The following is a 26342-nucleotide window of genomic DNA, read 5'->3' as shown; positions in this document are numbered from 1 at the left end:
ATTGATTCGAAGTACACTACGGAGCAAAATGGATTATTGCTTTTACGGATAATCCATTTTGCCTTTCCATACCACGTTTTTATGAAAGAAGGGCTAGCGATGTTCGGAACACTTTCCTATAACAAACAGAAGACGATTATCATTGTATCCTTCCTCACGATTCCTTTGTTGCTGCTCGCAACATTCACGTATTATCCGGCACTCAAGCTGATTTATTACAGCTTTACGAACTGGGATGGCTATAGCCCTGAGAAGCCTTGGGTCGGTCTCGATAATTACCGCGAAGTCTTCTCCAACCCCGATATTTTCAAGGTATTTACCCATAACTTTGCTTATTTCGCGATGGGAATTCTCCAGAATATCGTCGCTATTTATTTTGCGATTGTGCTCAATAGTAAGCTGAAAGGAAAAAATGCATTTCGAATCTTACTCTTCCTCCCTTACATTATGAACGGTGTCGCCGTCGCCTTTATGTTTGGTTATGTCTTTGACACCACCAACGGCTCTCTGAATATGTTTCTGAATAGCATTGGTCTTACCGGACTAGGACAGACCAGTTGGCTTGGAACAGAAGGACTGGTTAACTATTCACTGGCATCTACAGGATTTTGGCGTTTCATGGGTTATAACATGGTAATCTACATCGCCTCCTTGCAGGCCATTCCAAACGATATTTATGAGGCCTCAAAGATCGATGGTGCCGGACCTTTTCAAACACTTTGGAGAATTACTTTACCGAATATGAAGCCAGTCATCCAGCTTAACTTATTTCTTACCGTCACAGGGGCACTGGAAGTATTCGATCTCCCCTTCGTGTTGACCAAGGGCGGTCCTGCAGGCGCCAGTGAAACATACGTACAAAAAGTTGTAGATACTGCATTTGCTTACAATAATTATGGCCTCGCTTCTGCCATGAGTATTATCTTGCTTTTCTTTGTCGTCATCGTACTGTTAGTACAGCAACTAGTTCTAAGCCGGGGAGGGGACAAATAGATATGACATACTCCAAATTTCGCTTCACAGATGTTATTAAATACTTCTCGCTGCTTATCGGTGTATTTGTTGTACTATTTCCTCCGTATGTGGTCATCGTCAATGCCTTTAAATCCACTGACGAATTTAACAGCAGCAGCTCTATGGCACTGCCAAAAAGCTTTTTGAATTTCGATAATTTCACTGCCGTCTTCCAGCGTGGGGGTCTACTTAACGGATTTGGTAATGTGTTAATCATTATAGCTATTACTTTAATTCTGAACATTCTGTTCGGCACTATGGTAGCATTTGTATTGGGACGCTTCTCTTTCAAATTGAAACCCGTTGTCTTCGGTGCATATCTAGTAGCCACCATTATTCCTAGTATCACGACACAAGTGGCGACTTTTGGTATCATCAAAAGTATGGGGCTTTACAATACACTCGGCGCCCCGATCGTGCTTTATATTGGAGCGGATGTAATTCAAATTATTTTATATCTGCAATTTATCCGTAATATTCCCGTGGATCTCGATGAAAGTGCGATGGTAGAAGGTGCCTCTCTGTTCAGAATCTATCGGTCGATTATTTTCCCTTTACTTACACCAGCTACGGCTACTTTGATTATTTTGAAAACCATTAGTATTTACAATGACATGTACATCCCTTATCTCTACATGCCGAAACAAAGCCTTGGTGTAGTTACGACGATCCTAATGCGTTTTCAAGGGGTCAATTCGGGGGAATGGAATTTAATCTGTGCGGCTATTCTGCTTATCCTGCTGCCGACAGTAATTCTATATTTTTTCCTGCAGCGTTACATCTTTGAAGGCGTAACCAGCGGAGCGGTCAAATAAGGTAGGTAGCTTATTACAGGAAAGGAACAACGCAAATGCTATCATACATCCGGTTAACTTTACGCAAAATGTGGTTGTTCCTTGCCAATCTACCGATGGAGCGCAAGCTGATCGTTATCTTTGTCTTTCTGATCTCTATGCCGATCACTTATGTAAGTTATCTATCGTCCCGCTCCATGTTCAACTCGGTTCTTGTGAATGCGACTGACGGTGCGGGTCAAATGACATCGAATGCTTCAGATACCATTGACCGATATATTGCCGACCTCAAAAGGTATACGGCCCTGCCGCTGTATAACACCGATGTGCAAGTCTACCTGACACAGCAAAATACCGACTGGGAAAAAAATACGGGCATGGCGATGTTCCTTAGCTATTTGAATCATACTAAGGAAGAGATCATTGCCGTGTATTTGGTGGATCAGTACGGCTCTGTCTTTTATGATAAAGACGCTGGAATTAATGAACTGTATCCAGAGGAACGATTAGCCAAATGGAGAACCATGAGTGAAGATGCTGGAGCAGCGCCTGTCATTCAGGGCAGACATACGATCCGCACCAACTCGAATGTCCATAAAGAGGTCTTTAGTGTTCTGCGTACAATTAACTCTGTAAGCACTTTGCAGAATATAGGAATTCTCGTTTTCGATGTAGACATCAATCTGTTTAAGGGCATTATCGATCCCGTAAATGCAGTTACGCAAGGAAACACGTTCATTGTAGATAACAATGGAGATCTGATCTATGCCAGTGAAGATTCCGCGGTTCCGAATCTAGCTGCCGAAACACAAACTCTGAATACAAAGCTGTTGCTGCAGCAAGTAAATCAGCAGCAGGATCATTTTCAAATAGACTTGAATGGCCAGTCTTATCTTGTAGTGTACACCGTCTCAAAACAGACCGGGTGGACCACTATGGTTACGATACCTTTAACACGTATCCTGTCCCCTGTACAAAAGAATCGTAATACGCTTATCTTGACCACACTGATTATTATTGCTTTTGCACTTTTTGTTGCGACTATAATTTCTCATGCCCTGACTAAACCCCTTAAATCCTTGGTCCGCTTAATGAAACGGGTGCAGCATGGTAATCTGGATGTCTGGCAGCATTCCAAATATAATGATGAGATTGGGATGCTGGGCAGTCATTTTAATCGGATGATCATAAGGGTCAAGGATCTGTTACAAGAAGTGTCTATCACGGAGAAACGGAAGCAAAAGGCTGATATGCGGGCGCTTCAGAACCAGATCAATCCCCATTTTATTTATAATACGCTGGAATCCATTCGCATGCTTGCAGAGAGCAATGATGATCCACGTGTGGCGAAGCTAACCTATTTACTTGGGCTTCAAATGCGTTACAGCATTGTCCGAAACGAAGAGGCTGTTACAATTAGACAAGAGCTGGATCATGTGAGAAATTATTATCAGCTGCTGGAAATCCGATTCCCAGACAAGTTCAGACTTAACATCGAAGTGCCGGACGAATTCCTTCATCTTCCTGTTATTAAGCTTGTCTTTCAACCGATCGTAGAAAATGCTGTCTTTCACGGTTTGGATCAAAAGGTAGGACTGGGCACCTTGAGCATCACCGCATGGAGCGAGCATGGAGATGCCGTATTCTGTGTAGAAGATGACGGGATCGGTATGGATGAAGCCACACTTCGTTCCTTAAACAATAGTCTGCAGACTGGAACGGACAATGAAAGGTTCGGGATTGGACTACGAAATGTAAATGAAAGAATTCGCCTGCATTACGGTAGCTCGTTTGGTCTGCTTGTTGAGAGTGAGCTTGGAATCGGCACTCGTGTTACCCTGCGCATTGCGGATATTAACGCTAAATACAGTGAAGATGAATTTATTTAGGAGAGGGGCTGCTCAGATTGCTGCGTATTGCGATTGTTGATGATGAGATCTTAATCCGCGAAGGACTGGCCCGAATGATCAGTAAAGAAAGCGCCGAATTTCTGGTCATCGGCACCTACTCCGACGGAAAACATCTATTAGATAAGTTAAGCACACTTCAACTTGATGTTGTGATTACAGATATTCGTATGCCGCAAATCAATGGCTTGGAGCTGATTAAACAGTTAAAAGCGACCCACCCGCAGATCTACTCTATTCTAATGAGTGGATTTGTTGAATTTAATTATGCCCGAGAAGCCATCCGCAGCTCAGCTGTAGACTATTTATTAAAACCAATTAATAAAGAGCAGCTGTTCGAGCTGCTTTATCGGCTAGACAAAGAACGGCAGCTCGCGCGCGACAAGGAAGAACGCCACCGTTCCTGGCTTTTATTGACATTCTTGCATATCGAAGAGCCCTCTTCCCCTCTGCTTTTATCCAGCCTTACCTTGCCCCAGCCTTATTTCTCGGTCTTTGTCCTCAAAGGGAGCGCCAGAGAAACCGTCTGCTCCTGCGCAGACAGTCTGCGGCAAGAGAAGGCGTTGAGCTTCGACAGCTTGGAGATTCAAAAAGGACTCTACGTCTGGATTGTATATTCTGCTGAGCCGCTGTCAGACAACGATTTAAAAGATATCGGTGACATTATGCGGATATCTGCAAACGGAAAGATTCTACATGTAGGTACCAGCGGTTGTTATAATGAGGTATCCAAGCTTAGACTGGCATACCTAGATGCTAAACAAGCCTGCAACATGGGCATATATAATCCGGAGCCTGTGCATTACGCGAATATTCAGAATATTCAACAGCCGGAGATAAACCTCCTGGATCACTTTAATACAATTAGAGAACCGCTGATCCATAACCTGCAGATTCTGAATGTGACAGGCGTCTTAGAATGGGTTCATGACCTATTCTCAGTCCTGAAAGCACAACAAGCCGCTCCTGACCAAATTCTCCGGATCTGTCGATGGGTTGAAGAAACTGCACAAAAGGAACTGCAAGAATTCGAGGCCCGCAATAAAAGTGCTCCGCACCTCAGGTTGGATGACAGAATCGCGTCCAGCATGAGCTTTTGCGACATTGAGGAGATGTTTACCGCCCACTTCACAAGCATTCTGAACGAAATCAGAACCCATCGTCTGGAGATGTCCGGCACAGCCATAGAAACCATAAAACGCTGGATATCCGCTAACTATAATCAGCATGCGGATCTGAACACTTTGGCAAATATGGTTTTTTTGACCCCAAGCTATTTAAGCAAGCTGTTCAAGCAAGAGACTGGACTTACACTAACGGACTATATCACGGAAATTCGGCTGCGCAAAGCCAAACATCTGCTCAAGAATGCTCCGGACCTGAAGGTTCACGAGATTGGGGCAGAGGTTGGATATGGCGATCCTGCCTACTTCAACAAGCTTTTTAAACGTGTTGTCGGGGTTACACCCAATGAATATAAACGAATTAGTATTGTATAAGGAGATTGATCACTTGCATTCAGAGCTTCAAAGAAATAGCAAAAATCATGAAATAACCGTCTACGACACAACAGAACTATATGGTGAAAAAGGCTCCTTCCGCGTTATGCAGTTCTCGAATCATGCCACTCAAGGTGCGATGGATCTTAATGACCCGCAACGAATTCTCTTTGAATATTCGCGGGCCATCATTCACTTCATGGAGTTCAACCTCCCCTCTTTTGAGGATGTTTTTCTTATTGGACATGGGATTGGAACAATTGCCGGGCATTTTCCGGAGAAAAGATTTAAAGTCGCCGAGCTAGACAGCGAAGTAGTCGAATTAAGCCGCCGCTGCTTCGGATACAGTCAAGATAACGTAGTGATCGGGGATGGACGTCAGATCCTTGAAGACGAAGACCCGCTGATATATGATTACATCATTTTGGATGCCTTTACTGCCGCTGGTACACCAAGGCATTTGATCTCCCGTGAATTTTTCAGTATTACCCGTTCGAAGCTGAACACAAGCGGATATATTCTCATGAATCTAATGGGAAAAGGTGAAAACGACCCGCTTATCAACGCGATTTATACGACACTTGCCGAAGAGTACGCCTATATCAAAGCCTTTTCCCTGCCTTCAGAAGGGGCCGCCGATATCCAAAATATCATTATGGTTGGCGGCAGCACCCCTATCCGCTTTCAAGCCCGCCATTTGGCTGGCTTCAAAGAAATACAGCTGGGACAAGGATATCTGATTCAGGATTAATTCAGGATTAACTATAAAAAATGACCTCATCCTCCACTTCACTGTGAATTTCGAGGTCATTTTTGGGTTGTTTTCATACGGCACCATTTAAACCGGATTAGGCACAAAGCTGCCACCACGGCAATATTTCAAGTAATTCAGTGCATGCACCTGGCCGGTCATTTCCAGCTCATCACGATACACTGGATCATGCCAGCCTTCGATATCAATCGTACCTTTATAACCCGCTTGGCGCAGGACGGTGATTACATCTACCCAATTGGTATCCCCGAAGCCAGGGGTCCGATCCCATACATAAGGTTTGGGGCCATGAATACCGTATTCCTTGACGATGTCCCAAGCGATGGTCGCATCCTTGCCATGCACATGGAATACTTTATCCATCCATTTGCGCAGCTGCGGAAGCGGATCAATCAATGCGATCAGCTGGTGGCAAGGCTCCCATTCCAATCCCAGATTATCTGCCGGAACAGCATTGAACATCTTCTCCCAGGCCGAAGGATTGTGAGCGATGTTCCACTCTCCGCTCTGCCAGTTTCCGCCCATAGCGCAATTCTCAAAAGCAATCCGCAGGCCACGATCTGCCGCTCTCTTCGCCAGTTCTCCGAACACCTCTGTAAACTTCGGGATCGACTCATCAATGGACAAACCTGGCAATCGGCCGGTGAACCCGCCTATAATATCTGTGCCAAATAAATGTGCATGATCAATCAGCCGCTCCCAGCTGGCCAATGTGTCGGCATTGTCGCCGCTGCCATTCAGCGGATTTCCATAGATGCCCACAGAGGAGATGACAAAATCATGTTCAGCAGCTAACTCCCTCAGTCGTGCAGCCGTTTCGATCAAATCAGTTTCGCCGGTGGTCTGCCAAAAGTTCAGATTAAATGATTCAAATCCATGCCCCACGATTTGTGGAATGACCTTAACGGCTTCTCCACCACGAACAATCGTACCTATTCTCAGTGTATCTTGCATTTCGGTTCCACTCCAATAAAAGTTTATAGTGTGATCTTAACGAGGTTTAATCATCTTGCAGGAACCACGTTTGAGCAATACCGCATCATAGACAATATGCTGATGATTTGACCGTCCGGAAATGAGATCAAACAGAACACCTACACTGGATAAGGCCATTTCCGTACCCGGCTGGCTGATTGTATCAAGAGAAGGATGATAATATTCAGCCATCTCGATCCCGTCAAAGCCAATGATCGAAATGTCATCAGGGATAGATAACCCCGCGGTAAGCACCGCTTTGGCAGCACCGATGGCAATCGTGTCGGAAGCGGCAAATATAGCTGTAATTCCCTTGTTCTTGTTGAGCAATCTTCGCGCAGCATTAAATCCCGAGCTGGGACTGTATTCACAATCCTCGACCAGCCCCGAATCATAGGGCAGACCCTGCTCTTCGAGTGCTTTTTTGTAGCCTAAATACCGCCGGTTGCCCGTGGTTTCATCCAATAAAGGAGACTTGGCTAAAAAGCCGATATTCGTATGACCTAATGAGATCAAATAATTGGTAGCCTTATAGGCTTCCTTCGTTTCATTGATAATAACGCTGGAAAAAATAAGCGGGTTCACCTGCTGCGTTGAGGTGATCGTTGTCAGCACAAACGGAACCGTCAGCTGTTTGAACTTCTCTTCAGAATGATCATAGGTTCCACCCATGAAGATAATCCCGCACAGATTTTTCTCCTTCACCAGTTGAATTGCAGCATTGATTTCATCGGTCCCATCCTCTACTTGCTGGATAAGAAACGGGTAGCCCCGCAGATTGACCTGCCGTTCAATTTCTCTGATCATATTAGAGAAAAAAGGATTGGTAATCCCCTTGACCATAAGTGCAATGTTCTTAGATTGTGTGGTTTTCAAATTCCGCGCGTTGGAATTAGGAATATAATTGTATTCCTTAACCACACTCATTACTTTCTCACGTGTAGACTTGCTCACCGGTCCCTTGTTGTTGATTACCCTGGAGACCGTCGAGATGCCCACACCGGAAATCCGCGCGATATCCTTGATATTTACATCCACTTTACTCCCCCATTTATGGGTAAAGGAGCTATATCGAATTATAGCTCCCTTACACCCCTTAACTTTCTTTAGTTGACAGGAACAAACGCAGCCAATTGCTTCTCTACTTCGGCAATGACCTTGTCAACTCCTGCTTTTTTCAGCTGATCGCGGTACTCCGCAACAGCTGCTTTTGGATCTTTGCTTGTTTTACCAAGCATCAATTGAATACCGAGCTGTGAATTCACGTTGGAAATCGAAGCAATTTCAGTTGTAACATTGGTTGGATCAAAGCTGAAGCCATTGTAAGGATCATCGATAGCCACTTTATCCCATTCTGCGAATAAGGAGTTACGGATTGGGTTTTCTGTATCCGTAGGAACTACGAATTTGTCATTACGAAGTGACCAAGCAGCGAAACCTCCGCCGTCCGTTTTATCGTTGAAGCCTGCAGGCTGCTTTTTAACACCATTTTCCATCACATATTGTTTGCCTTCAATACCGTTTTGGATGAGGTTGTAGTAGCTTTCATCGGTCATGAACTTCTCGATTACCATCAGAGCGCGCTCTGGATTAGCTGAGTTCGTGCTGATTACAGTCGAGTTGTCAACGCCCATTTTACGTTTGATCTTCTTATTAGCTTCCGCAAAAGTAAAGAAGTAAGGATCTGATTCCGGTTGTGCCTTCAAATCCGCACCGTATTGGCCGATCCAGTCCTGAGCATGAGTCAAATAACCTGCGGAGTTAGCTGCTCTGAAGTTATCCTTGCTGCCTAGGGTTGCAGACAGCACATCTTTACTCCAATAGCCCTTATCCGCCCATTCACGCATCTTCACAGCCCAATCTTCAAATTCCTGAGTGAAGGCTGGATGGAAGACAGTCTTGTAGTCCTCTGGACTTTTAGTCACAAGATTCAGCTCATTCAAAGATATACCAGGAGCGTTAAGCCACATCCCTGTAGTATCTACGAGCATTCTGAACATATTGGCTGCATCTTCTGCCTTGCCGTTAATTGGTGGGAAGGACTCATTAGCAACCACATTATCCATGTATTTAACCATATCATCAATGGAAGTGATTTTGTCCATTCCATATTTTTTCAGCAAGTCAGAACGATAGGCATAACCGGCAGGTGTGTATTCGCTATAAAGACTTGGTACACCATAAATTTTGCCTTTGTATTTTGTATTTTCCCACACACTTTCCGGGATTTCCGCTTTCAGCTTAGGAGCAACTTTATCCAGCATATCTGTAAGGTCCACTAGAGCGCCTTCACTAGCCAATGTGAAATAAGATACCGGAGCTCCGGGAGATGCATGCGACATATCAAATTCTTCGCCTGAAGCAAATAGCAGCGGGTACTTAGTAGCGATATCCGGCCAGTCAATATACTTCACTTCAATCGTAGCGTTTAGGTCAGCCTTGAGCTTCTTGTTAATCTCAGCGAGGATTTCTTTATTTTTAACTCCTTCGCTGCCCCACAGGTAGTACACCAGCTTAGCTTCCTTGGAAGTATCCACTCCGCCTGCATTGGCTGAAGCCTCTGGAGCTTTCGTGGCTGCCGGATCATTACTCGGCTCATTGTTGTTCTTGGATGTGCAGGCTGTCAGTGCTCCAGTAAGCATGAGGACAGCAATTAAAGAAGACACGATCTTTTTACCTTTCATTTAGGTAAGCCTCCCTTTTCTCTTCTATTTATGAAACTTTCATTTATAATAAACGCTCTTCGAAAAGAAGATTGCGTCCATTAACCCTTTACTGCCCCGATGGTGAGGCCTGTTACGAAATAACGCTGTACAAATGGATACAGGAGAATAATCGGTCCAGTGGCCAGCACAGCTGTAGCCATCTTGATGGATTGCGTCGGAAGATCAGCAGTATTGATGACCGCTCCCGAGTTGATTAGCGCTCCTAAGTTCGTCTGATTGACCATTCGCTGCAAAAAGTATTGGAGCGGATATTTCGTCGGACTGTCAATATACAACATCCCGTTATACCACTCATTCCAAAAGCCTAGTGCTGAGAAAAGCCCAATAGTAGCCAAGGATGGAACCGCCAGCGGAATAAATATCCGCCAATAGATGCGAAAGTCGCCAGCACCGTCAATGGTAGCGGATTCATATAAGGAATCCGGAATCGCCTTCATGAAATTACGCATCAGGAAGATGGACCATGCACCAACTACACCCGGAAGAATCATGGCGAATAAGCTGTCCTTCATATGCAGGTGCTTAACCATCAGGATGTATGTCGGAATCAAGCCGCCACTGAATAGTGTTGTAAAGTAAATCAAGAAGGAAAAGAAGTTGCGGTACTTGAAATCCTTACGGTTGAGCACGAATCCGGCCATCGACATCATAAACAGTCCGAGTACCGTACCCACTACGGTAATGAAGATAGTTACCTGATAAGCATTCACCAGCTGAGTAGAGTTGTTGAATAGCATCTCGTAAGCCTTAAAGGAAAATGCCTTCGGCAGCAGCTTGTAACCTTCACGAACAATTTCCTGCTCGTTCATGAACGATGAGGAGATCATCAACGCGAAGGGAAATAAACAGAATAGCGCAAAGATAGCGATACAGATATAACTGACTGCTTTTATGAGAATGCTTCCGGAATCCTGTTTGATTGTACTCTTTTCCATATTTATCACCCCTGTTTCGTGTCTAGTCTTAGAACAAAGCGCTGTCCGGTTCTACCTTGCGTACAATAAAGTTAACTACAAGCACCAGGATCAGACCGAATAAGGATTGGTAGAAGCCCACTGCGGCACCCATAGAGAAGTTGAATTGTCCCACCAGTGAACGGAAGACATAGGTATCGATGATATCTGTCTGCGGATACAGTACAGAGTTCGTACCGATCAGATTATAGAAAAGGTCAAAGGATCCCTTGAGAATTCCACCCATACCGAACAGTAGAAGCAGAATAAAGGTTGGCTTCAGAATCGGCAAGGTCATATAACGGATTCGCTGCCAGGTAGTCGCTCCATCCATATAAGCAGCCTCGTACAGATCATGATTAATCCCTGTGATCGTTGCCAGATAAACAATCATTCCATATCCGGTACCCGCCCAGATCTTGAAAGCCACAATAATATATTTCCAGATGCCCGGATCGGAATAGAATTCGTAACGGTCTAGCCCCATTCCAGTTAACATCGTATTGATAAACCCGGAATTGAAATTGAATATATTGTAGGCAAACACACCGACGATAACCATGGAGATGAAATTCGGTAACAGGATAACGGATTGTGATATTTTTTTGAACCACTTGCCTGAGATCTCAGACAACATAATGGCAAATACTATTTGAATGATATTACCTAAAGCTAGAAAGACGATATTATAGAGCAGCGTATTCTTGGTAATATTCCATAGATCCCCATTTTGAACCAGAAACTCAAAGTTCTTAAGTCCGATAAAGTTACTTCCAAAAATCCCCTTATTGAGCTTGTAATCTACAAATGCGACGTAAGCTCCAGGCATTACAGCATAGTGAAAGATAACGAAATATACGATTACAGGCAGCAACATTAGAAAAAGAACTTTGTTCTTAATGACTTCCCGAACAATGTTTCCACCCACAAGCTTCAGTCTCGCCAAAGTGCCCACCTCCAATTTGAAAGATGCATTCAGTCACATGCATAAATTACCTTCCTTTCTTGTCCAGCAGCCAGAATAAAAACAGTTTGCCCAACCTTCAAAAAAAAGTGTATCGAGTGTTGTAGAAACGTTTCCAGTGTTTCTGTAAAACTCTCTGTGTGAGAAGCATACTCCCAAAATGTATGCGCTGTCAATTTATTTTATTTTCGAATTACAAGTACTAAAGTTACACATTTCACGTAAAAAAATATAGATTAGCTGTTTTTCCAAAGGCGATTGACTTTTTTTGGTGTTCAGACTAATATCGAGGTGTATCGTTTGTGGAAACGTTTTTATACTTTTCTTTCATAGACATGTCAGTCTCCATCTGTAACATCTTAATGATGCAATCCTCTTCTGATTTAATTCATGCCTCATCCCTGTATCCGAAGAGAGAAATGCTATGATTTTCACAACAATTGAACCTGATTATAGCTCAGGCCCATTCCGCATTTCGGAGCTGCGTGCCAGGAGAGTTAACGGTTCACTCCCATCCTTATCGCCTATATAACGTAAGCTTTGCCAATAAAATCATGCTTACGCTGCCCGGCGGGGAACTACACATCTATTTAAAAAACTAACTTTCAATGCGCTCACGAGGAAGGAGTTAACCATGACTAAAACGTTTATCCAAGATCTTGTGAACGATATGACCCTGGACGAAAAGCTGGCCCAATTAACCCAGCTAGGTCCTCACTATTGGGGTTTGGACGATACCGTGGATTTAACCGGACCATTTAAGGAACTGAACATTAAGCCGCAGGTAATGGAGAGCATCGGAAGTGTTCTTAACGGTATTGGAGCCCGGAATGTAATCGAGCAGCAGACCCGGCATTTGCAAACCAGCAGACAAAAGATTCCTCTGCTCTTCATGGCGGATGTCATTCACGGCTACCGGACCATCCTCCCGATTCCGCTGGCCATGGGCAGCAGCTTTGACCTTGAAGCCTGTGAAAGGTTTGCCGAAATCGCCGCTAAGGAAAGTGCGGCTGCCGGTATTCACGTTACCTTCTCGCCCATGACTGATCTCGTACGTGACCCGCGCTGGGGACGCGTCATGGAGACATCTGGTGAGGATCCCTATCTGAATGCCCGTGTCACCGAAAGTATGGTGCGTGGTTATCAGGGCAAGGACCTAAAAGAAAAAGGACGCATCGCCGCCTGTGTGAAGCACTTCGCTGGTTACGGTGCTCCCGAAGGCGGACGGGAATACAATACGGTGGATATGTCTTCCGGCGTATTGCGTGAGTTCTACCTGCCAGCCTATAAGGCTGCCGTAGATGCTGGTGTGGCCATGGTGATGACCGCATTTAATACCATTGACCGTATCCCGGCAAGTGGTAATTCCGAGCTTCTTCGCGGGATTTTGCGGGAAGAATGGGGCTTCAACGGCGTTACCATCGCCGATTTCAATTCCGTTAATGAGCTGATTCCCCATGGCGCCGCGATAGATGGCCGTGAGGCAGCCGAGAAAAGTCTGGCTGCTGGGCTGGATATTGAGATGATGTCCACTCACTATCTAAACCACGGCGCTGCTCTGGTCGAGGAAGGAAAGCTTGATATCGCTTTGATCGATGAAGCCGTCATCCGGGTGCTTGAGCTCAAGGACGCGCTTGGCTTGTTCGATAATCCATTCAAGGATGCAGATCCGCTGGTGGATGAGGCTCCGAAACCTAGCGCGGAGCATCTGCAGGCTGCACGGGAGCTTGGAGCTAGCTCAGTTGTACTGCTCAAAAACGACAATGATGCTTTGCCCCTTAAACGTGGCATGAAGATTGGTCTGGCTGGTCCTTTCGCCACCTCCATTCATGTACTGGGCGGTTGGGCCGGGACAGAAAAAGATCCGGCTGTATCACTCTACACCGGCATTTCGCAAAAAACATCTGCCGAAAATATTTTCACGGCCATGACTGGTGAGCTGGGAAGCATGCTTGAGGGTGTTTTTGATGTGGAGGATGAAATTGAGGATGCCTACCAAGCGCTGAAGGATTGTGATGTAATTCTCGCCGCTGTCGGTGAGAATCAGCAGGATACCGGGGAAGGCGGAAGCAAATCCAATCTCCGCCTATCGGCCAATCAGGAGAAGCTGATCTGGCGTCTGAAGGATACCGGAAAAAAGATCATCACCATTGTATTCAGCGGCAGACCACTGGAGCTGAAACCCGTTCTTGATGCCAGCGACGCTCTGCTGCAGGCTTGGTTTCTGGGTACAGAGTCAGGAAATTCACTGGCCGATGTGCTGTTCGGAGATTATAATCCTTCCGGACGTTTATCGATGAGCTTCCCCTACTCGGTTGGGCAAATTCCTGTCTATTACAATGCGTATCAAACGGGACGACCTTATGATTCTAAGTATCCTAATGTGCGTTACGTGACCCGTTATCTGGACTGCCCGAATGACCCGCTGTTCTGTTTTGGTTATGGTCTGAGCTATTCCAAGTTTGCTTACAACAGCTTCAATGTTGAAGCTGCGGATCGGGTGGTTGCCTCCATTGAAGTAGAGAATACTTCGGACATCGCCGGCAAGGAAACCGTTCAGCTCTACATCCACGACGTCAGTGCAAGTGTCGTGCGCCCGGTCAAGGAACTGAAAGGTTTCCAGCAGATAACACTCGCACCGCATGAGAAACAGGTGGTTTCCTTCGAAATCACCAGAGAAATGTTAATGTTCTACGGGAAAGACGATCAGTTGGTCTTCGAGCCTGGAGAATATGATATTATGATCGGTAGAAACTCTGGAGATCATTGCACTCAGCGGATCTGGATCGGCTGACCTGCGTATAGCTATGCTTCTAACGACGTCATCCCTCAACGCCCTCTTAGCGCAATGAGTGGTTGGCGCCTCCACAGCTTGCTATTCAATATTCGATAGTAAGGGAGATTATTCTAATGAGACACAGTTTATCATTTCAGCAAGATGGCACTTTTAAAATCGTACAATTTACCGATCTGCACTGGATGGATGGAAGAGCTGAGGATCAGCTTACCGAGGCACTGATGGAACGCATTCTGGATGCGGAACAACCTGATCTTGTGGTTTTCACGGGAGATCTTATTTACACGGGTCCTGTATCGCCGGGAAACAAAGCATGCGAGCACCCCGCACAAGCTTTTCGTGAGGCTGTCGCTGCCGTGGAGAGATCCGGCATCCCTTGGACCTTTGTATTTGGTAACCATGACACAGAAACTCTGATTTCAAAGAGTGAACTGATGCAAATTGCTCTGGAACATCCCCACTGCCTGACCGAAGCCGGCCCAGAAGAGCTGGAAGGCTCGGGCAATTACACTCTTGAAATTAAAGATCAGGAAGACCACTCGGCCGCTATTTTGTATTTTCTGGATTCTGGCGGCTACTCCGAGTATGAGGATATCCCGGGCTACAATTGGATTGGGCGGAATCAGATCAACTGGCTGACGGCTGAATCTGCGCGGTTGAATCCGAAGAGTGCTGAGAACAGGCTGCCTGCCTTGGCTTTCTTCCATATCCCAATTCCTGAATATCGGGATGTCTGGTCTACACAAGTCTGTCATGGGCATAAGTTTGAGCGTGTATGCTCACCTGAGGTGAACTCGGGCTTATTCTCGGCTTTGCTGGAAATGGGTGATGTGCTTGGCACCTTCTGCGGACATGACCATATCAACGATTTTAGCGGCAGCCTGTATGGAATACGTCTTTCTTATGGCCGTGCTACCGGTTACAATACTTATGGAAAAGAAGGCTTTATGCGGGGAGCACGCGTCATAGAACTGGTCAAAGGCACCCAAGACTTCAATACCTGGCTTCGTCTTGATGACGGATCTGTTATAAATGAACAGCCGATTCATATGCCTGAACCTGCTGCCGATTCAGGACATTAATCTTTTATAGGATTAAATTTAAATACTGATTAAATGAACCAGTGCGCAAATGTTGTGCTGGTTCATTTTTTTGTGCAAATATTAGCTTGTCTCCATATTCCCCATTACATCACTTTTTTTGTTAAAATAGAGAAGTCGACGTATTAAGCACTACAGCGTCAGTCATGGAAACGGAGGCAAGTACCTGTGGATTATATTATTCTGGACATCGAATTCAACGGCCGTAAGTTTGCCAGCGAGCACCCTATGGAGGTCATTGAGATTGGAGCCGTCCGGTTAGACTCTTCATTGCAGTATAAGGATGAATTTTCTTCCTTGATCAAACCTATATATTTCTCCACCCTGAATTCCTTTATTAAGAAAAAAACGGGTATCCCTCAAGAGGAAATTGACATTGCCGCCCGCTTCCCCAAAGTCATCACTGCTTTTAGAGAGTGGCTTGATCTAAGTACAGACGGAGTTCTGCTGCTTACCTGGGGTGGTGAAGACATGAAGCGAATCATTCAGGATGTGCGCATGCACAAGATGGACGAATCCTACTGGATGTCCGCCACGTATTTCGATTTGCTCAAAGGAGTTCTGCGTGCGCGTGGCCTTAGCAATGATGTCAGCGTGGAAAGCGCGATGGCATTGTTTGAGCTTGAGCCTACTGGATCTGCACACCGGGCGCTGGATGATGCACGGATGACGTCAGAGATCTTCCGCGCCGTGTTTAAGGATCTGGATTTTGAGCGTTCACAGCATTACGTAGATACCTTCTCCAATGCCAAAGAACGCAAAACAGTTAAGGTAGCCATTAAGGCTATGACCTCACAAAAAATTGTACCTACCTGGGACCTTGTCGTTGAACACTACTTCTCAGACAAAGCAACCCTTGCGGACCCTCGTAAGCTTCAGGAATTGCACAATTATTTCACAGCACAAATGGGCCATAAATAAATTCAAGCAGCAGCAAAGCTCAACATTATAGACTTATTCATAGCAGCGGCAGACTTCCCCATGATCATTCAGAGGGTAGCTGCCGCTGTTTTGGATATGCTAAAAAAAACATTTGACCTTCACGTTACGTAAAGGTGTACATTTGATTTGTAGGAGGTGATACTACGGAATACACAGTGCAGAAGCTCGCAGAGTTAGCTGGAATCAGCACACGGACCCTGCGCTACTACGATGAGTTTGGCATTCTTAAGCCGGCGAGAATCAACTCTTCAGGGTATCGTATCTATGGCCGTAACGAAGTAGATCTACTACAGCAAATTTTATTTTATCGGGAGCTTGGCTTAAGTCTGGAACGTATCAAGGCTATTATGACAGAACCCTCATTCGACGGAGCCAAAGCGCTGCGGGAGCATCATGACAAGCTATTGGAAAAAAGACAGCAATTAGATCTATTAATCGCTAACGTCGAAAAGACGCTGGCTCAAAAAGAAGGGAGAATTACCATGAGTGATACTGAAAAATTCGAAGGCTTTAAACAAAAGCTGGTAGATGACAACGAAAAGAAATATGGTCAAGAAATAAGGGAGAAATACGGAGATGACACCATTAATCAAACCAACCAAAAGCTTAAAGGAATGACAGAAGAACAATATTCAGCTATACAACAGCTTGAAGAAGAGCTGTTTGAAACGCTCTTGCAAGCGATGGAGCATGGAGATCCTGCCAGTGTATTGGCGCAAAAAAGTGCTGACCTACACCGTGAGTGGCTCTCCTTCTACTGGAATTCCTATTCCAAAGAAGCTCATGCTGGTGTTGCACAATTGTATGTTGATGATGAACGTTTTACCGAATACTATGACAAACGCCGCCCTGGACTCGCTGCGTTTCTAAGAGATGCTGTACATGTATATACGGAAAAAAATGAGTAAGCTCACGAACAATAATTCAACTTTAAAAATAGAAAAAGGTATCCGGATTATCCGGACACCTTTTTTTTGCGGCAATAGCAATCAGCAGAAATCACAGACTGCGGTGCAGCAGCGACAATGTATTCCGAAGCTCAGCGACAGCTACCTGTCCAGGCGCAGAAGGTTTATGTGCAGCTCCGAAGGTAAGCGCTGAACCGAAAATTTCCCCTGCCAAACGGCTGATCACCCCGGCTCCCGCCATAGACATCGTTATAATTGGGCGGTCTGCATATTTTTCCTTCATGATATGTGTAGCTTCCAGCAAAGTTAGTACATCGCCTGCATCTCGGGGCATAACGGCAATTTTGGGCAAATCTCCGCCAAGCTCCTGCGCCTTGCATAACCGTGAGATGATCTCCTCTTTAGGAGGTGTACCATGAAAATCATGATTTGAAATAATGACCGACACGTTATGAGCATGAGCAGCTTCGACCAGTAGCTTTACATCCTGCTCATCATTAAATAGTTCAACATCTATTATATCTACTAGACCGCTCTCGGCAGCAGCTTTATTCAGTGCTGTGTAATATTCCGTGCTGACTTGCTTCTCTCCGCCTTCTTTTGCACTCCGAAAAGTGAAAATCAGCGGTAAATCTGGAATCACAGAACAGATTTCGCTTAGTGCGTTCTTAACAGCTGCAACGTCTTCCACTTCAGCAAAAAAATCCGTCCGCCACTCCACCAAATCAGGTTGCAGTACTTTCAGCGCTTCCGCTTCCTGCTTCAGCTCAGACAAGGTCACTCCAATTAGCGGAACACATATCTTAGGGATTCCTTCGCCGATGATCACATTTTTAACGGTTACTGTTCTGCTCATTATTTAAGCTCCTTATCCTATCTTATCTAGTATAGATCTTGAGTATCCTGTACTGTCTATTCTACAGCGAATTACGTTTTAGAAACTGCTCTACCTCGGACAACTGCGGCAATGAAGGGATCGCCCCTTCTTTCCCTACAGCCAATGCACCTACAGCATTAGCGAAGCTCACGGCTTCCTCCAAAGTCTTTCCTAAGACCAGCTGCTGGGCTAATGCGCCATTAAATGAGTCACCGGCAGCAACTGTATCTACCGCCTTTACCGGGAAGCCTGGAACAGCCTTGGCACCTTCAGCATTCACAATCAGGGCACCTTTTGAACCCAAGGTTACAATTACGTTCTGTACTCCTTTTTGCAGCAAAATACGGGCTGCCTGCTCAGCAGTCTCTGCGCTATCTACAGTCATTCCGGACAAAATCCCGGCTTCCGTCTCATTAGGTGTCAGGTAAGATACCTGAGCCAGCATCTCATCCTTTAGCACTCTAGCTGGTGCAGGATTAAGGATGACCGGAATCCCCTTACGATGGGCAATCGCAATCGCCTGCTCACTCATCGCCAGATCCATTTCAAGCTGCAGCACAATGATCTTAGTCTGGCTAATCACAGCCTCCAATGCCTGAATATCCTGTACCGTAAGCTCAATATTCGCTCCAGGTACCACGATAATCCGATTTTCTCCATCTTCTTCAATAATGATTGAGGCGACTCCTGTTGCCTGATGTTCACTTACGGAAATATGCTCTATATGAATGCCTTCATTCCTGATAATCTCCAGCATTTCGCTACCAAAGGTATCTTTTCCAACTCTTCCGATCATACTAACCTCTGCACCCAGACGTGCTGCGGCAACGGCCTGATTTGCCCCTTTTCCGCCAGGAGATAAAGCAAAGGCTTGTCCAATCAGGGTTTCTCCTGCATCTGGTGACCGGTTTGTACGTACCACCATATCCATATTCAAGCTTCCAATCACAACTATATCCAACTTAGACACCACCATTAATTATTTCTTCAATCTCTTTATCTTAGGGGCTTCTGTCCACTTTATCAATCAATTCCGCTCAATTGGATCCAAAATGGGTGTTTTCACCAAATTGACGTTATGCTTTTATTCATCGAGTGTGCTAGAATAGTGGTGCAATCGCTTCCACAGTGATTGCCTGCACTATTTTGAGCAAACGTTTGCACCTAAGATAATGCCCGCAGCTTCACTGCAATTTAATCTAATCCGTGATTAGGAGGCTTATCAAGTGAACGAACAAAAATTACCGTCAGTCGCTTATTTTAGTATGGAGTACGGGCTGCATTCCGATTTCAAAATGTATGCCGGAGGTCTGGGCATTCTTGCCGGAGACTACATCAAGGGTGCAAAAGATATCAACGCCCCTATCATCCCTATTGGGCTGAAGTGGAAACAAGGTTACACGGACCAAAAGATTGATGCCAATGGCAATCCGTACGACTCCTATCACAATTATGTTTATGAGTTTCTTGAAGATACAGGGGTTAAGGTAACTATTAAAGTCCGAAAAACCGATGTGGTATGCAAGGTATGGAAAACTGATTATTTTGGCAACAGCACATTGTATTTACTGGATACGGATATCCCCGAGAATAATGATGCCTGGATTACAGGCCAATTGTATGGCTGGTTCGGCGAGGAACGAATCGCACAAGAGATCGTGCTTGGGATTGGTGGAGTCAAAGCTATGCGTGCCCTGCAAATCCCTATTGATGTCTATCACTTCAATGAGGGTCATGCGGCTCTAGCGGCTATCGAGCTAATCCGTGAAAAAATGTCCGGAGGCCATACCTTCGAAGAAGCGTGGAAAGCCACTCGCGAAGAAGTAGTATTTACTACACACACACCAATCAAAGAAGGCAACGAAACCCATCCTCTTGACCGACTTGAGTATATGAGTGCGTTCAACGGCTTAACCCGTGACCAGATGGAGCGGATCGGCGGCGAGCCATTTAATATGACGGTTGCAGGTCTAAGGCTGTCACGTATTTCCAACGCAGTAGCCCAGCTACACGCCGATACGGCTAATAAAATGTGGAAGGAAGTAGCCGGAAGATCGGAAATTATAGGCATTACTAATGCCATCCATACTCCTACCTGGGTAGATGATAGAATGACGCAAGCCTACGAACAGGATGGTGACTTATGGGCAGTGCATAAAGAGATCAAGGGCGAACTGATCCAATTCATCAAAGAACGTTCCGGCATTAGCTTAAATGCTGACAATCTACTCATCGGCTTCTCACGCAGAGCAGCTCCATATAAACGAAGCGACCTGATCTTCTCGCAGCCAGAAATTATCGAACCTTATCTGGAGTCTGGAAAGATACAAATTGTATTTTCCGGCAAAGCGCACCCACTCGATGATAACGGTAAAAAAATCGTCAGCAACCTAGTAGCGATGATGAAAAAGTATCCAAAGAGTGTTGTGTTCCTCGAGAATTACGATATGACGATTGGCGCCCAGCTGACGCGCGGTGCTGATATTTGGCTCAACAATCCACGCAGACCATTGGAAGCCAGCGGCACCTCCGGGATGAAAGCAGCTATGAACGGTGTATTGAACTGTTCTATTCTGGATGGCTGGTGGCCAGAAGCCTGCATCGATGGTGAGAATGGCTGGCAGATTGGTGACGGCTTCGAAACTACAGACTTCGAGGTGCTGGATAAGCATGATAGTGATGCACTGTACGACACCTTATTGAAACGTGTGCTCCCAACCTTTTACGAGAATCGTGAACAGTGGGTACACATGATGAAAAAGAGTATCGAAACCACCCGTACGGAGTTTGCCACCAAAAGAATGTTAGATGAATATTACAACAGAATGTACATTAAAGCCTAAGTACAAGAACCGAATATCTTCTATATCAAAAAATGCAGCGCACCCCTCCAGTGATGGTAGGGATGCGCTGTTTCTTTTTTAATTCTGCTAAGCAATTAATCACTTTGTCTATCATATATATCTGAATGTGCCAACGCTGTAATGACGATTACCACATATTGTAATGAGTCAATAATTTAAAAAGTGTTGCAATTTCTCAAAAAAACATTAATATAGAACTTATACTAAATCTAAAATCAAATCTCATGAGGTGATTCTATTAATGAGCTCCAATAATAATAATCTTACAACCAGCTGGGGTGCTCCAGTAGGCGACAATCAGAATTCAATGACAGCCGGTGACCGCGGTCCCACTTTGCTGCAAGATGTCCATCTGCTTGAGAAATTAGCCCACTTTAACAGAGAACGTGTTCCTGAACGTGTTGTTCATGCTAAAGGTGCTGGCGCTCACGGGTATTTTGAAGTTACAAAAGATCTGACCCAATACACAAAAGCTAACTTTTTGTCTGAAGTAGGCAAACGTACACCGTTGTTCATTCGTTTTTCTACTGTTGCTGGTGAATTAGGTTCTGCTGATACCGTACGCGACCCTCGTGGTTTTGCCGTGAAGTTCTATACGGAAGAAGGAAACTATGATCTCGTAGGTAACAATACGCCTGTATTCTTCGTTCGTGATGCGATTAAATTCCCGGACTTTATTCATACACAGAAACGTGATCCACAGACACATCTGAAGAGCCCGAATGCTGTATGGGACTTCTGGTCTTTGTCGCCTGAATCTTTGCATCAGGTAACGATTTTGATGTCGGATCGCGGAATTCCAGCTACGCTGAGACATATGCATGGGTTTGGTAGCCATACCTTCAAGTGGGTAAATGCCGAGGGCAATACAGTCTGGGTGAAATACCATTTCAAAACAGAACAAGGCATTAAGAATCTAGATGCAGACCTTGCTGCCAAAATCGCTGGGGAAAACCCGGATTATCATACAGAGGACTTGTTTAATGCTATTGATAAAGGAGATTTCCCTGCTTGGAAGCTCTACGTGCAAATTATGCCAATCGAGGATGCGAAGACTTACCGTTTTGATCCATTTGATGTAACAAAAGTCTGGTCGCAAAAAGATTATCCGTTAATCGAGGTTGGACGTATGGTATTGGATCGCAATCCGGAGAACTACTTTGCTGAAGTAGAACAAGTTACATTCTCCCCCGGTTCTTTCGTTCCTGGTATTGAAGCTTCGCCTGATAAATTGCTACAAGGCCGTCTGTTCGCTTATGGTGATGCACACCGTCACCGGGTTGGCCCTAACCATAACAGTCTACCTATCAACCGTCCAAAAGTAGAAGTGAAGAACTATCAACGTGATGGTGGCATGGCCTTGGGCAACAATGGCGGTTCTGGTGCCTATTACGAGCCTAACAGCTTAGGAGGACCTAAAGAATCACCACAGCATAAAACTTCGCCGTTCGAGGTTTCTGGTTATGCGGATAGTGTCTCTTACAATAGTGACGATCACTATACACAACCAGGTGACTTGTACCGCCTAATGTCTGAAGAAGAACGTACCCGTCTAGTTCAAAACATCGTGGGTGCTATGACTCCTGTTGAAAGTAACGATATCAAACGTCGCCAGATTGAACATTTCTTTAAGGCTGATCCAGACTTGGGACAGCGTATCGCATCCGCTTTGGGTTTATCTGTACCAGACGGAATGTAAGACTGTAAATGCATTTATAAACTAAAGAGGACCTTTGCCCGTAGATGGGAAAGGTCCTCTTTTTGCTAATTAGCTGAAAACATAATAAATGATGACAATCACAACGCCCAGCGTGGAGACAATGGATAGACATGAAAAAAAAGTGTTCCAGTTATTGCCTTTCATTTGTCTTATACACGACCAGTATAGTGGTTCTTTGGTGCTCTGCCCCATCACGTGATGATTTAACTACCGAACCGTAACAGATATTCACAATCTGTTCCTCCCGTAGTCCTGCCAGGAACTCATTAGCTTTATTCTCTGCATAAGAATTATCAGCATCTACAAACTCTTTAACTTGAATCATCCTGATCTCCTCCTTTAATAAATTAAGTAGTTATTTTATAGTTCTGGAATCTATATGTGAACTCAACGAAATGTACATGGCGTATCACTCCCCAGGTAACAATTAATGTAAAAATATCTTCAAAATACAGTATAGGCATTTCGCAGTTTTCTACGAAATGCCTATGCATCAGCCTATCATAGCACCCAAGTATGTAATAGTCAAAGGTTTTCATTACAATATTTAGAAGGTTTTAATTCCCCTTTTAAAATGGATTGGATTTACAAATAGAAGCTGGTATACTGATCAGAAGGTCTCCATTGGGGGACCTCTATTTGTATAGGAGGGATTTTAAGATGGCAACACACCATATCAAGTTTACAAGGAATGTGCTACTTAGAGGAGGTGAAATCTACTATGAACCATAGTCTTATCTATGAAGGCTCACGGACACAGCTGCTTCAGCAGCTTATCTATTTTGATGAGGAAAAAATCGCATTTCTAAATCAATACTTTCCGGTACGGAGCAAGGATAGAAGCAACGCTGAAACGCTGTTGACCCGTTATTGCTCCGAGCTGGAACAATTACTAACTGAGTTCAATGACGAAGATTTAAATTCACAGGTCTTTATCGGAAGTCAGCTGCAGCTTCGTTACTTGGACGATAATACTACAGATATCTATACCATCGTATTTCCTAACCAAGCAGAACCTAACGATAACAAGATTTCTATGTTGTCACCTATAGGCATGCAGCTGCTGCTGGCTGAGCTCGGCAGTACTTGTCAGCTAGCGATTCCTTCAGGTCAACTAGAGGTAAAGATCGAAAGCATAAAGTTCGTGAATAATGGTGAAGTAGGCGTTCTTATATAAGGACGATCCCTTATACCCCACTACAGCAGCGTCCCTTTCCAGATATTAAGGAGAGGGACGCTGTTCTATTATTTAAGCCTCAAACCTTCTTCTAGCTTATTAACTGACTTCTGGATCCTTGCTGCTCTGGTTTCCGGTCTTTTCGCCCCTTCAATCCAGCTCACATATTCCTTCCGATAGGAATAAGCCAAGCTGTTATAATACACCTCTGCCTGCTCATTGCTGCTTAGTGCGTCCAGAAAATCTTCTGGAGCTTCTATCACTCGCAATTGATGATCTTGTTCCATTGTCACCCGAACTATATCTCCAGGTTGAGCATGGGCTAAGTCTCGCAGTTCTTTTTTCACAACCATAAAATGTTTCCCATTACCATGCGGCATAAGTGTTCCTCTATAGGGAATTTCATTCAGGCTTCCGTTAACTTGTATCCTTGATTTAGTTTCATATATTTGTTCAGCGTCAAAAGGAACTGTAAGATATGTCCAGCTCCCCTTCGTATCTGGTCTGACTAACCTTGCTTCAAATTCAAACATAGGTCCCTCCCTAAATAAAAATCTCTAGTCCCTATTGTATCTGTACGTGCTTAGTTATACAAAAAAACACCCGCCTAATACCGGCAGGTGTTTCTCTTTATAAGCGGGTGATGGGAATCGAACCCACGCTATCAGCTTGGAAGGCTGAAGTTCTACCATTGAACTACACCCGCAAAGGTATAAAATCGGGATGACACGATTTGAACATGCGACCCCCTGGTCCCAAACCAGGTGCTCTACCAAGCTGAGCTACATCCCGTTAACAATACTATAACTGCTTAGTAATAAAAATGGCGCGCCCTGAGAGATTCGAACTCCCGGCCTTTTGATTCGTAGTCAAACGCTCTATCCAGCTGAGCTAAGGGCGCAAAATCTATATGGAGCGGACGACGGGAATCGAACCCGCGACCCTCGCCTTGGCAAGGCGATGCTCTACCGCTGAGCCACGTCCGCAAAAACATGGTGCGCGTGAAGGGACTCGAACCCCCACGTCGTGAAACGCCAGATCCTAAGTCTGGTGCGTCTGCCAATTCCGCCACACGCGCACACTTTAAAGAAAATGGTGAGCCATGAAGGACTCGAACCTTCGACACCCTGATTAAAAGTCAGGTGCTCTACCAACTGAGCTAATGGCTCTCATAAATGGCTGGGGATATAGGATTTGAACCTATGCATGACGGAGTCAAAGTCCGTTGCCTTACCGCTTGGCTAATCCCCAATAATAATTAACTAAATGGCGGAACCGACGGGATTCGAACCCGCGATCTCCTGCGTGACAGGCAGGCATGTTAGGCCAACTACACCACGGTTCCATAGACATAATGCATAAGTGTAAATTGGTTGCGGGGGCAGGATTTGAACCTGCGGCCTTCGGGTTATGAGCCCGACGAGCTACCGGGCTGCTCCACCCCGCGTCATTAATAAGTATATACTATTCATTTTCACCATACCAGCTTATCCCTAAACATAATGTATAAGAGTAAAATTGGTTGCGGGGGCAGGACTTGAACCTGCGACCTTCGGGTTATGAGCCCGACGAGCTACCGGGCTGCTCCACCCCGCGTCAGTGAAAATAATATGGTGGAGGCTGAGGGGATCGAACCCCCGACCCTCTGCTTGTAAGGCAGATGCTCTCCCAGCTGAGCTAAGCCTCCATGATATGACCCGTATGGGATTCGAACCCATGTTACCTCCGTGAAAGGGAGGTGTCTTAACCCCTTGACCAACGGGCCATGCTAATAATTTTATGGCGGAGAGAGAGGGATTCGAACCCTCGAGACGCTTGTGGCGCCTACACGATTTCCAATCGTGCTCCTTCGGCCAAACTCGGACACCTCTCCATAAATGGCTCCCCGAACAGGACTCGAACCTGTGACAACTCGATTAACAGTCGAGTGCTCTACCAACTGAGCTATCAGGGAATATGGTGGGCCTTAGTGGACTCGAACCACCGACCTCACCCTTATCAGGGGTGCGCTCTAACCAGCTGAGCTAAAGGCCCTTCTAAGACATATTAATATTAAGGGCAAAAAAAATACCACGGGTAATGTGGTTGTCCGCTTGGCGGCGTCCTACTCTCCCAGGACCCTTCGGTCCAAGTACCATCGGCGCTGGAGGGCTTAACGGTCGTGTTCGGGATGGGTACGTGTGGAACCCCTCCGCTATCGCCACCAAACGGGCATTTACAGCGTAAATGCTCAGGCTTAATCGCCTGAAAACTGAATCCGAATTGAATTTGCGTCGCCCGTCATCTCTTCGGGGCCCCCGGAAAGTATTCGGAATTAGCTTCGCAGCCTTTTCTTCACTTTTTGGGGTATTTT

At 45.2% G+C, this 26342-nt stretch carries 21 protein-coding genes, 15 tRNA genes and 1 rRNA gene; 12 read left to right on the top strand and 25 right to left on the bottom strand.

The genetic code is table 11. The features are described 5' to 3' along the window. Positions 1-99: 99 nt before the first annotated feature. From MHH60_RS30340 to MHH60_RS30320, 5 genes are read left to right on the top strand one after another with little or no spacing between them, the layout of a single operon-like run. The gene (locus MHH60_RS30340) at positions 100-993 is read left to right on the top strand and encodes a carbohydrate ABC transporter permease (protein ID WP_076105422.1); all 894 of its coding nucleotides are present in this window, start codon (positions 100-102) and stop codon (positions 991-993) included. 2 nt (positions 994-995) lie between these two features. Then, complete coding sequence (locus tag MHH60_RS30335; RefSeq protein WP_076130664.1) at positions 996-1829, top strand: carbohydrate ABC transporter permease; 834 nt, start codon at positions 996-998, stop codon at positions 1827-1829. A 35-nt stretch (positions 1830-1864) separates the two neighbouring features. Beyond that, entirely contained in the window at positions 1865-3697 is a 1833-nt protein-coding gene (locus tag MHH60_RS30330; protein WP_076105424.1) for a cache domain-containing sensor histidine kinase, read from the top strand. A gap of 17 nt (positions 3698-3714) precedes the next feature. Further along, on the top strand, positions 3715-5214 hold the full coding sequence (locus tag MHH60_RS30325; protein ID WP_076138782.1) for a response regulator transcription factor: 1500 nt from the start codon (positions 3715-3717) through the stop codon (positions 5212-5214). Continuing rightward, positions 5186-5965, top strand: coding sequence for a spermidine synthase (locus MHH60_RS30320; protein ID WP_081389199.1), 780 nt, complete (start codon positions 5186-5188; stop codon positions 5963-5965). The genes MHH60_RS30325 and MHH60_RS30320 overlap by 29 nt, the downstream gene beginning before the upstream one ends. Before the next feature lie 87 nt (positions 5966-6052). Here MHH60_RS30320 and MHH60_RS30315 read toward each other — a convergent pair whose 3' ends face one another. From MHH60_RS30315 to MHH60_RS30295, 5 genes are all read right to left on the bottom strand, one after another. Then, positions 6053-6940, bottom strand: a complete 888-nt coding sequence (locus tag MHH60_RS30315; protein WP_076105426.1) for a sugar phosphate isomerase/epimerase family protein — start codon at positions 6938-6940, stop codon at positions 6053-6055. Between the two features lie 36 nt (positions 6941-6976). Next, complete coding sequence (locus MHH60_RS30310; protein WP_076105427.1) at positions 6977-7999, bottom strand: LacI family DNA-binding transcriptional regulator; 1023 nt, start codon at positions 7997-7999, stop codon at positions 6977-6979. 68 nt (positions 8000-8067) lie between these two features. Next, positions 8068-9645: a DUF3502 domain-containing protein gene (locus tag MHH60_RS30305; protein ID WP_076138781.1), complete on the bottom strand. Its 1578-nt coding sequence runs from the start codon at positions 9643-9645 to the stop codon at positions 8068-8070. 80 nt (positions 9646-9725) lie between these two features. Continuing rightward, positions 9726-10622, bottom strand: a complete 897-nt coding sequence (locus MHH60_RS30300) for a carbohydrate ABC transporter permease (RefSeq protein WP_076105429.1) — start codon at positions 10620-10622, stop codon at positions 9726-9728. A gap of 28 nt (positions 10623-10650) precedes the next feature. Beyond that, positions 10651-11595 (bottom strand): ABC transporter permease, encoded by a 945-nt coding sequence (locus MHH60_RS30295; protein WP_305953532.1) that lies wholly within the window; start codon positions 11593-11595, stop codon positions 10651-10653. Between the two features lie 643 nt (positions 11596-12238). Between MHH60_RS30295 and bglX the strand changes: the two genes are divergently transcribed. From bglX to MHH60_RS30275, 4 genes are all read left to right on the top strand, one after another. Beyond that, a complete protein-coding gene (gene bglX, locus MHH60_RS30290) occupies positions 12239-14398 on the top strand; it encodes a beta-glucosidase BglX (RefSeq protein ID WP_076138780.1) in 2160 nt (719 codons plus the stop codon). Positions 14399-14514: 116 nt separating this feature from the next. After that, the gene (locus MHH60_RS30285; protein WP_076138779.1) at positions 14515-15483 is read left to right on the top strand and encodes a metallophosphoesterase family protein; all 969 of its coding nucleotides are present in this window, start codon (positions 14515-14517) and stop codon (positions 15481-15483) included. Positions 15484-15669: 186 nt separating this feature from the next. Continuing rightward, positions 15670-16422, top strand: a complete 753-nt coding sequence (locus MHH60_RS30280; RefSeq protein WP_076138778.1) for a 3'-5' exonuclease — start codon at positions 15670-15672, stop codon at positions 16420-16422. Between the two features lie 176 nt (positions 16423-16598). Beyond that, positions 16599-17351 carry a MerR family transcriptional regulator gene (locus MHH60_RS30275; protein WP_076138777.1) on the top strand — a complete coding sequence of 251 codons (753 nt, stop codon included), beginning with the start codon at positions 16599-16601 and terminating at the stop codon, positions 17349-17351. A 91-nt stretch (positions 17352-17442) separates the two neighbouring features. On the opposite strand, the gene aroD is transcribed toward MHH60_RS30275, so the two are convergent. Together aroD and rbsK are read right to left on the bottom strand one after the other, a co-directional pair. Then, positions 17443-18207, bottom strand: coding sequence for a type I 3-dehydroquinate dehydratase (aroD, locus tag MHH60_RS30270; RefSeq protein ID WP_076138776.1), 765 nt, complete (start codon positions 18205-18207; stop codon positions 17443-17445). A 61-nt stretch (positions 18208-18268) separates the two neighbouring features. After that, positions 18269-19198 carry a ribokinase gene (gene rbsK / locus MHH60_RS30265; protein WP_218640695.1) on the bottom strand — a complete coding sequence of 310 codons (930 nt, stop codon included), beginning with the start codon at positions 19196-19198 and terminating at the stop codon, positions 18269-18271. A gap of 256 nt (positions 19199-19454) precedes the next feature. Here rbsK and glgP point away from each other — a divergent pair, with 256 nt between their 5' ends. After that, positions 19455-21071: an alpha-glucan family phosphorylase gene (gene glgP, locus MHH60_RS30260; RefSeq protein WP_076138774.1), complete on the top strand. Its 1617-nt coding sequence runs from the start codon at positions 19455-19457 to the stop codon at positions 21069-21071. Between the two features lie 262 nt (positions 21072-21333). After that, a complete protein-coding gene (gene katA, locus MHH60_RS30255; RefSeq protein WP_076138773.1) occupies positions 21334-22791 on the top strand; it encodes a catalase KatA in 1458 nt (485 codons plus the stop codon). 151 nt (positions 22792-22942) lie between these two features. On the opposite strand, the gene MHH60_RS30250 is transcribed toward katA, so the two are convergent. After that, positions 22943-23137: a sporulation protein Cse60 gene (locus tag MHH60_RS30250; protein ID WP_036686883.1), complete on the bottom strand. Its 195-nt coding sequence runs from the start codon at positions 23135-23137 to the stop codon at positions 22943-22945. Positions 23138-23533: 396 nt separating this feature from the next. On the opposite strand from MHH60_RS30250, the gene MHH60_RS30245 reads away from it, so the two are divergent. Next, positions 23534-23989 carry a GreA/GreB family elongation factor gene (locus MHH60_RS30245; RefSeq protein WP_076138772.1) on the top strand — a complete coding sequence of 152 codons (456 nt, stop codon included), beginning with the start codon at positions 23534-23536 and terminating at the stop codon, positions 23987-23989. A 68-nt stretch (positions 23990-24057) separates the two neighbouring features. Here the strand turns inward: MHH60_RS30245 and MHH60_RS30240 are convergent, their stop codons facing one another. From MHH60_RS30240 to rrf, 17 genes are all read right to left on the bottom strand, one after another. Beyond that, positions 24058-24522, bottom strand: a complete 465-nt coding sequence (locus MHH60_RS30240) for a YdeI/OmpD-associated family protein (protein ID WP_076138771.1) — start codon at positions 24520-24522, stop codon at positions 24058-24060. A gap of 102 nt (positions 24523-24624) precedes the next feature. Next, a tRNA-Gly gene (locus tag MHH60_RS30235) sits at positions 24625-24695 on the bottom strand. Positions 24696-24707: 12 nt separating this feature from the next. Next, positions 24708-24781, bottom strand: a tRNA-Pro gene (locus tag MHH60_RS30230). A 32-nt stretch (positions 24782-24813) separates the two neighbouring features. Next, positions 24814-24890: transfer RNA gene (locus tag MHH60_RS30225), tRNA-Arg, on the bottom strand. Between the two features lie 10 nt (positions 24891-24900). Further along, positions 24901-24975: transfer RNA gene (locus MHH60_RS30220), tRNA-Gly, on the bottom strand. A 7-nt stretch (positions 24976-24982) separates the two neighbouring features. Next, positions 24983-25067, bottom strand: a tRNA-Leu gene (locus MHH60_RS30215). Positions 25068-25082: 15 nt separating this feature from the next. Continuing rightward, positions 25083-25158, bottom strand: a tRNA-Lys gene (locus MHH60_RS30210). 7 nt (positions 25159-25165) lie between these two features. Continuing rightward, positions 25166-25240, bottom strand: a tRNA-Gln gene (locus MHH60_RS30205). A gap of 16 nt (positions 25241-25256) precedes the next feature. Further along, positions 25257-25334: transfer RNA gene (locus MHH60_RS30200), tRNA-Asp, on the bottom strand. Between the two features lie 25 nt (positions 25335-25359). Then, a tRNA-Met gene (locus MHH60_RS30195) sits at positions 25360-25436 on the bottom strand. 72 nt (positions 25437-25508) lie between these two features. Beyond that, a tRNA-Met gene (locus MHH60_RS30190) sits at positions 25509-25585 on the bottom strand. A 15-nt stretch (positions 25586-25600) separates the two neighbouring features. Beyond that, positions 25601-25676: transfer RNA gene (locus MHH60_RS30185), tRNA-Val, on the bottom strand. A 6-nt stretch (positions 25677-25682) separates the two neighbouring features. Continuing rightward, positions 25683-25754: transfer RNA gene (locus tag MHH60_RS30180), tRNA-Glu, on the bottom strand. Between the two features lie 15 nt (positions 25755-25769). After that, a tRNA-Ser gene (locus MHH60_RS30175) sits at positions 25770-25862 on the bottom strand. 5 nt (positions 25863-25867) lie between these two features. Continuing rightward, positions 25868-25943, bottom strand: a tRNA-Asn gene (locus MHH60_RS30170). Positions 25944-25946: 3 nt separating this feature from the next. Further along, positions 25947-26023, bottom strand: a tRNA-Ile gene (locus MHH60_RS30165). 57 nt (positions 26024-26080) lie between these two features. Continuing rightward, positions 26081-26197, bottom strand: a 5S ribosomal RNA gene (gene rrf / locus MHH60_RS30160). Between the last annotated feature and the right edge of the window lie 145 nt (positions 26198-26342).

Source organism: Paenibacillus sp. FSL H7-0716, from assembly GCF_038002705.1.
Classification (GTDB): Bacteria; Bacillota; Bacilli; order Paenibacillales; family Paenibacillaceae; genus Paenibacillus_AQ; species Paenibacillus_AQ odorifer.
The sequence above is the reverse complement of the archived record's forward strand: the minus strand, read 5'-3'. Positions and strand labels throughout refer to the sequence as shown.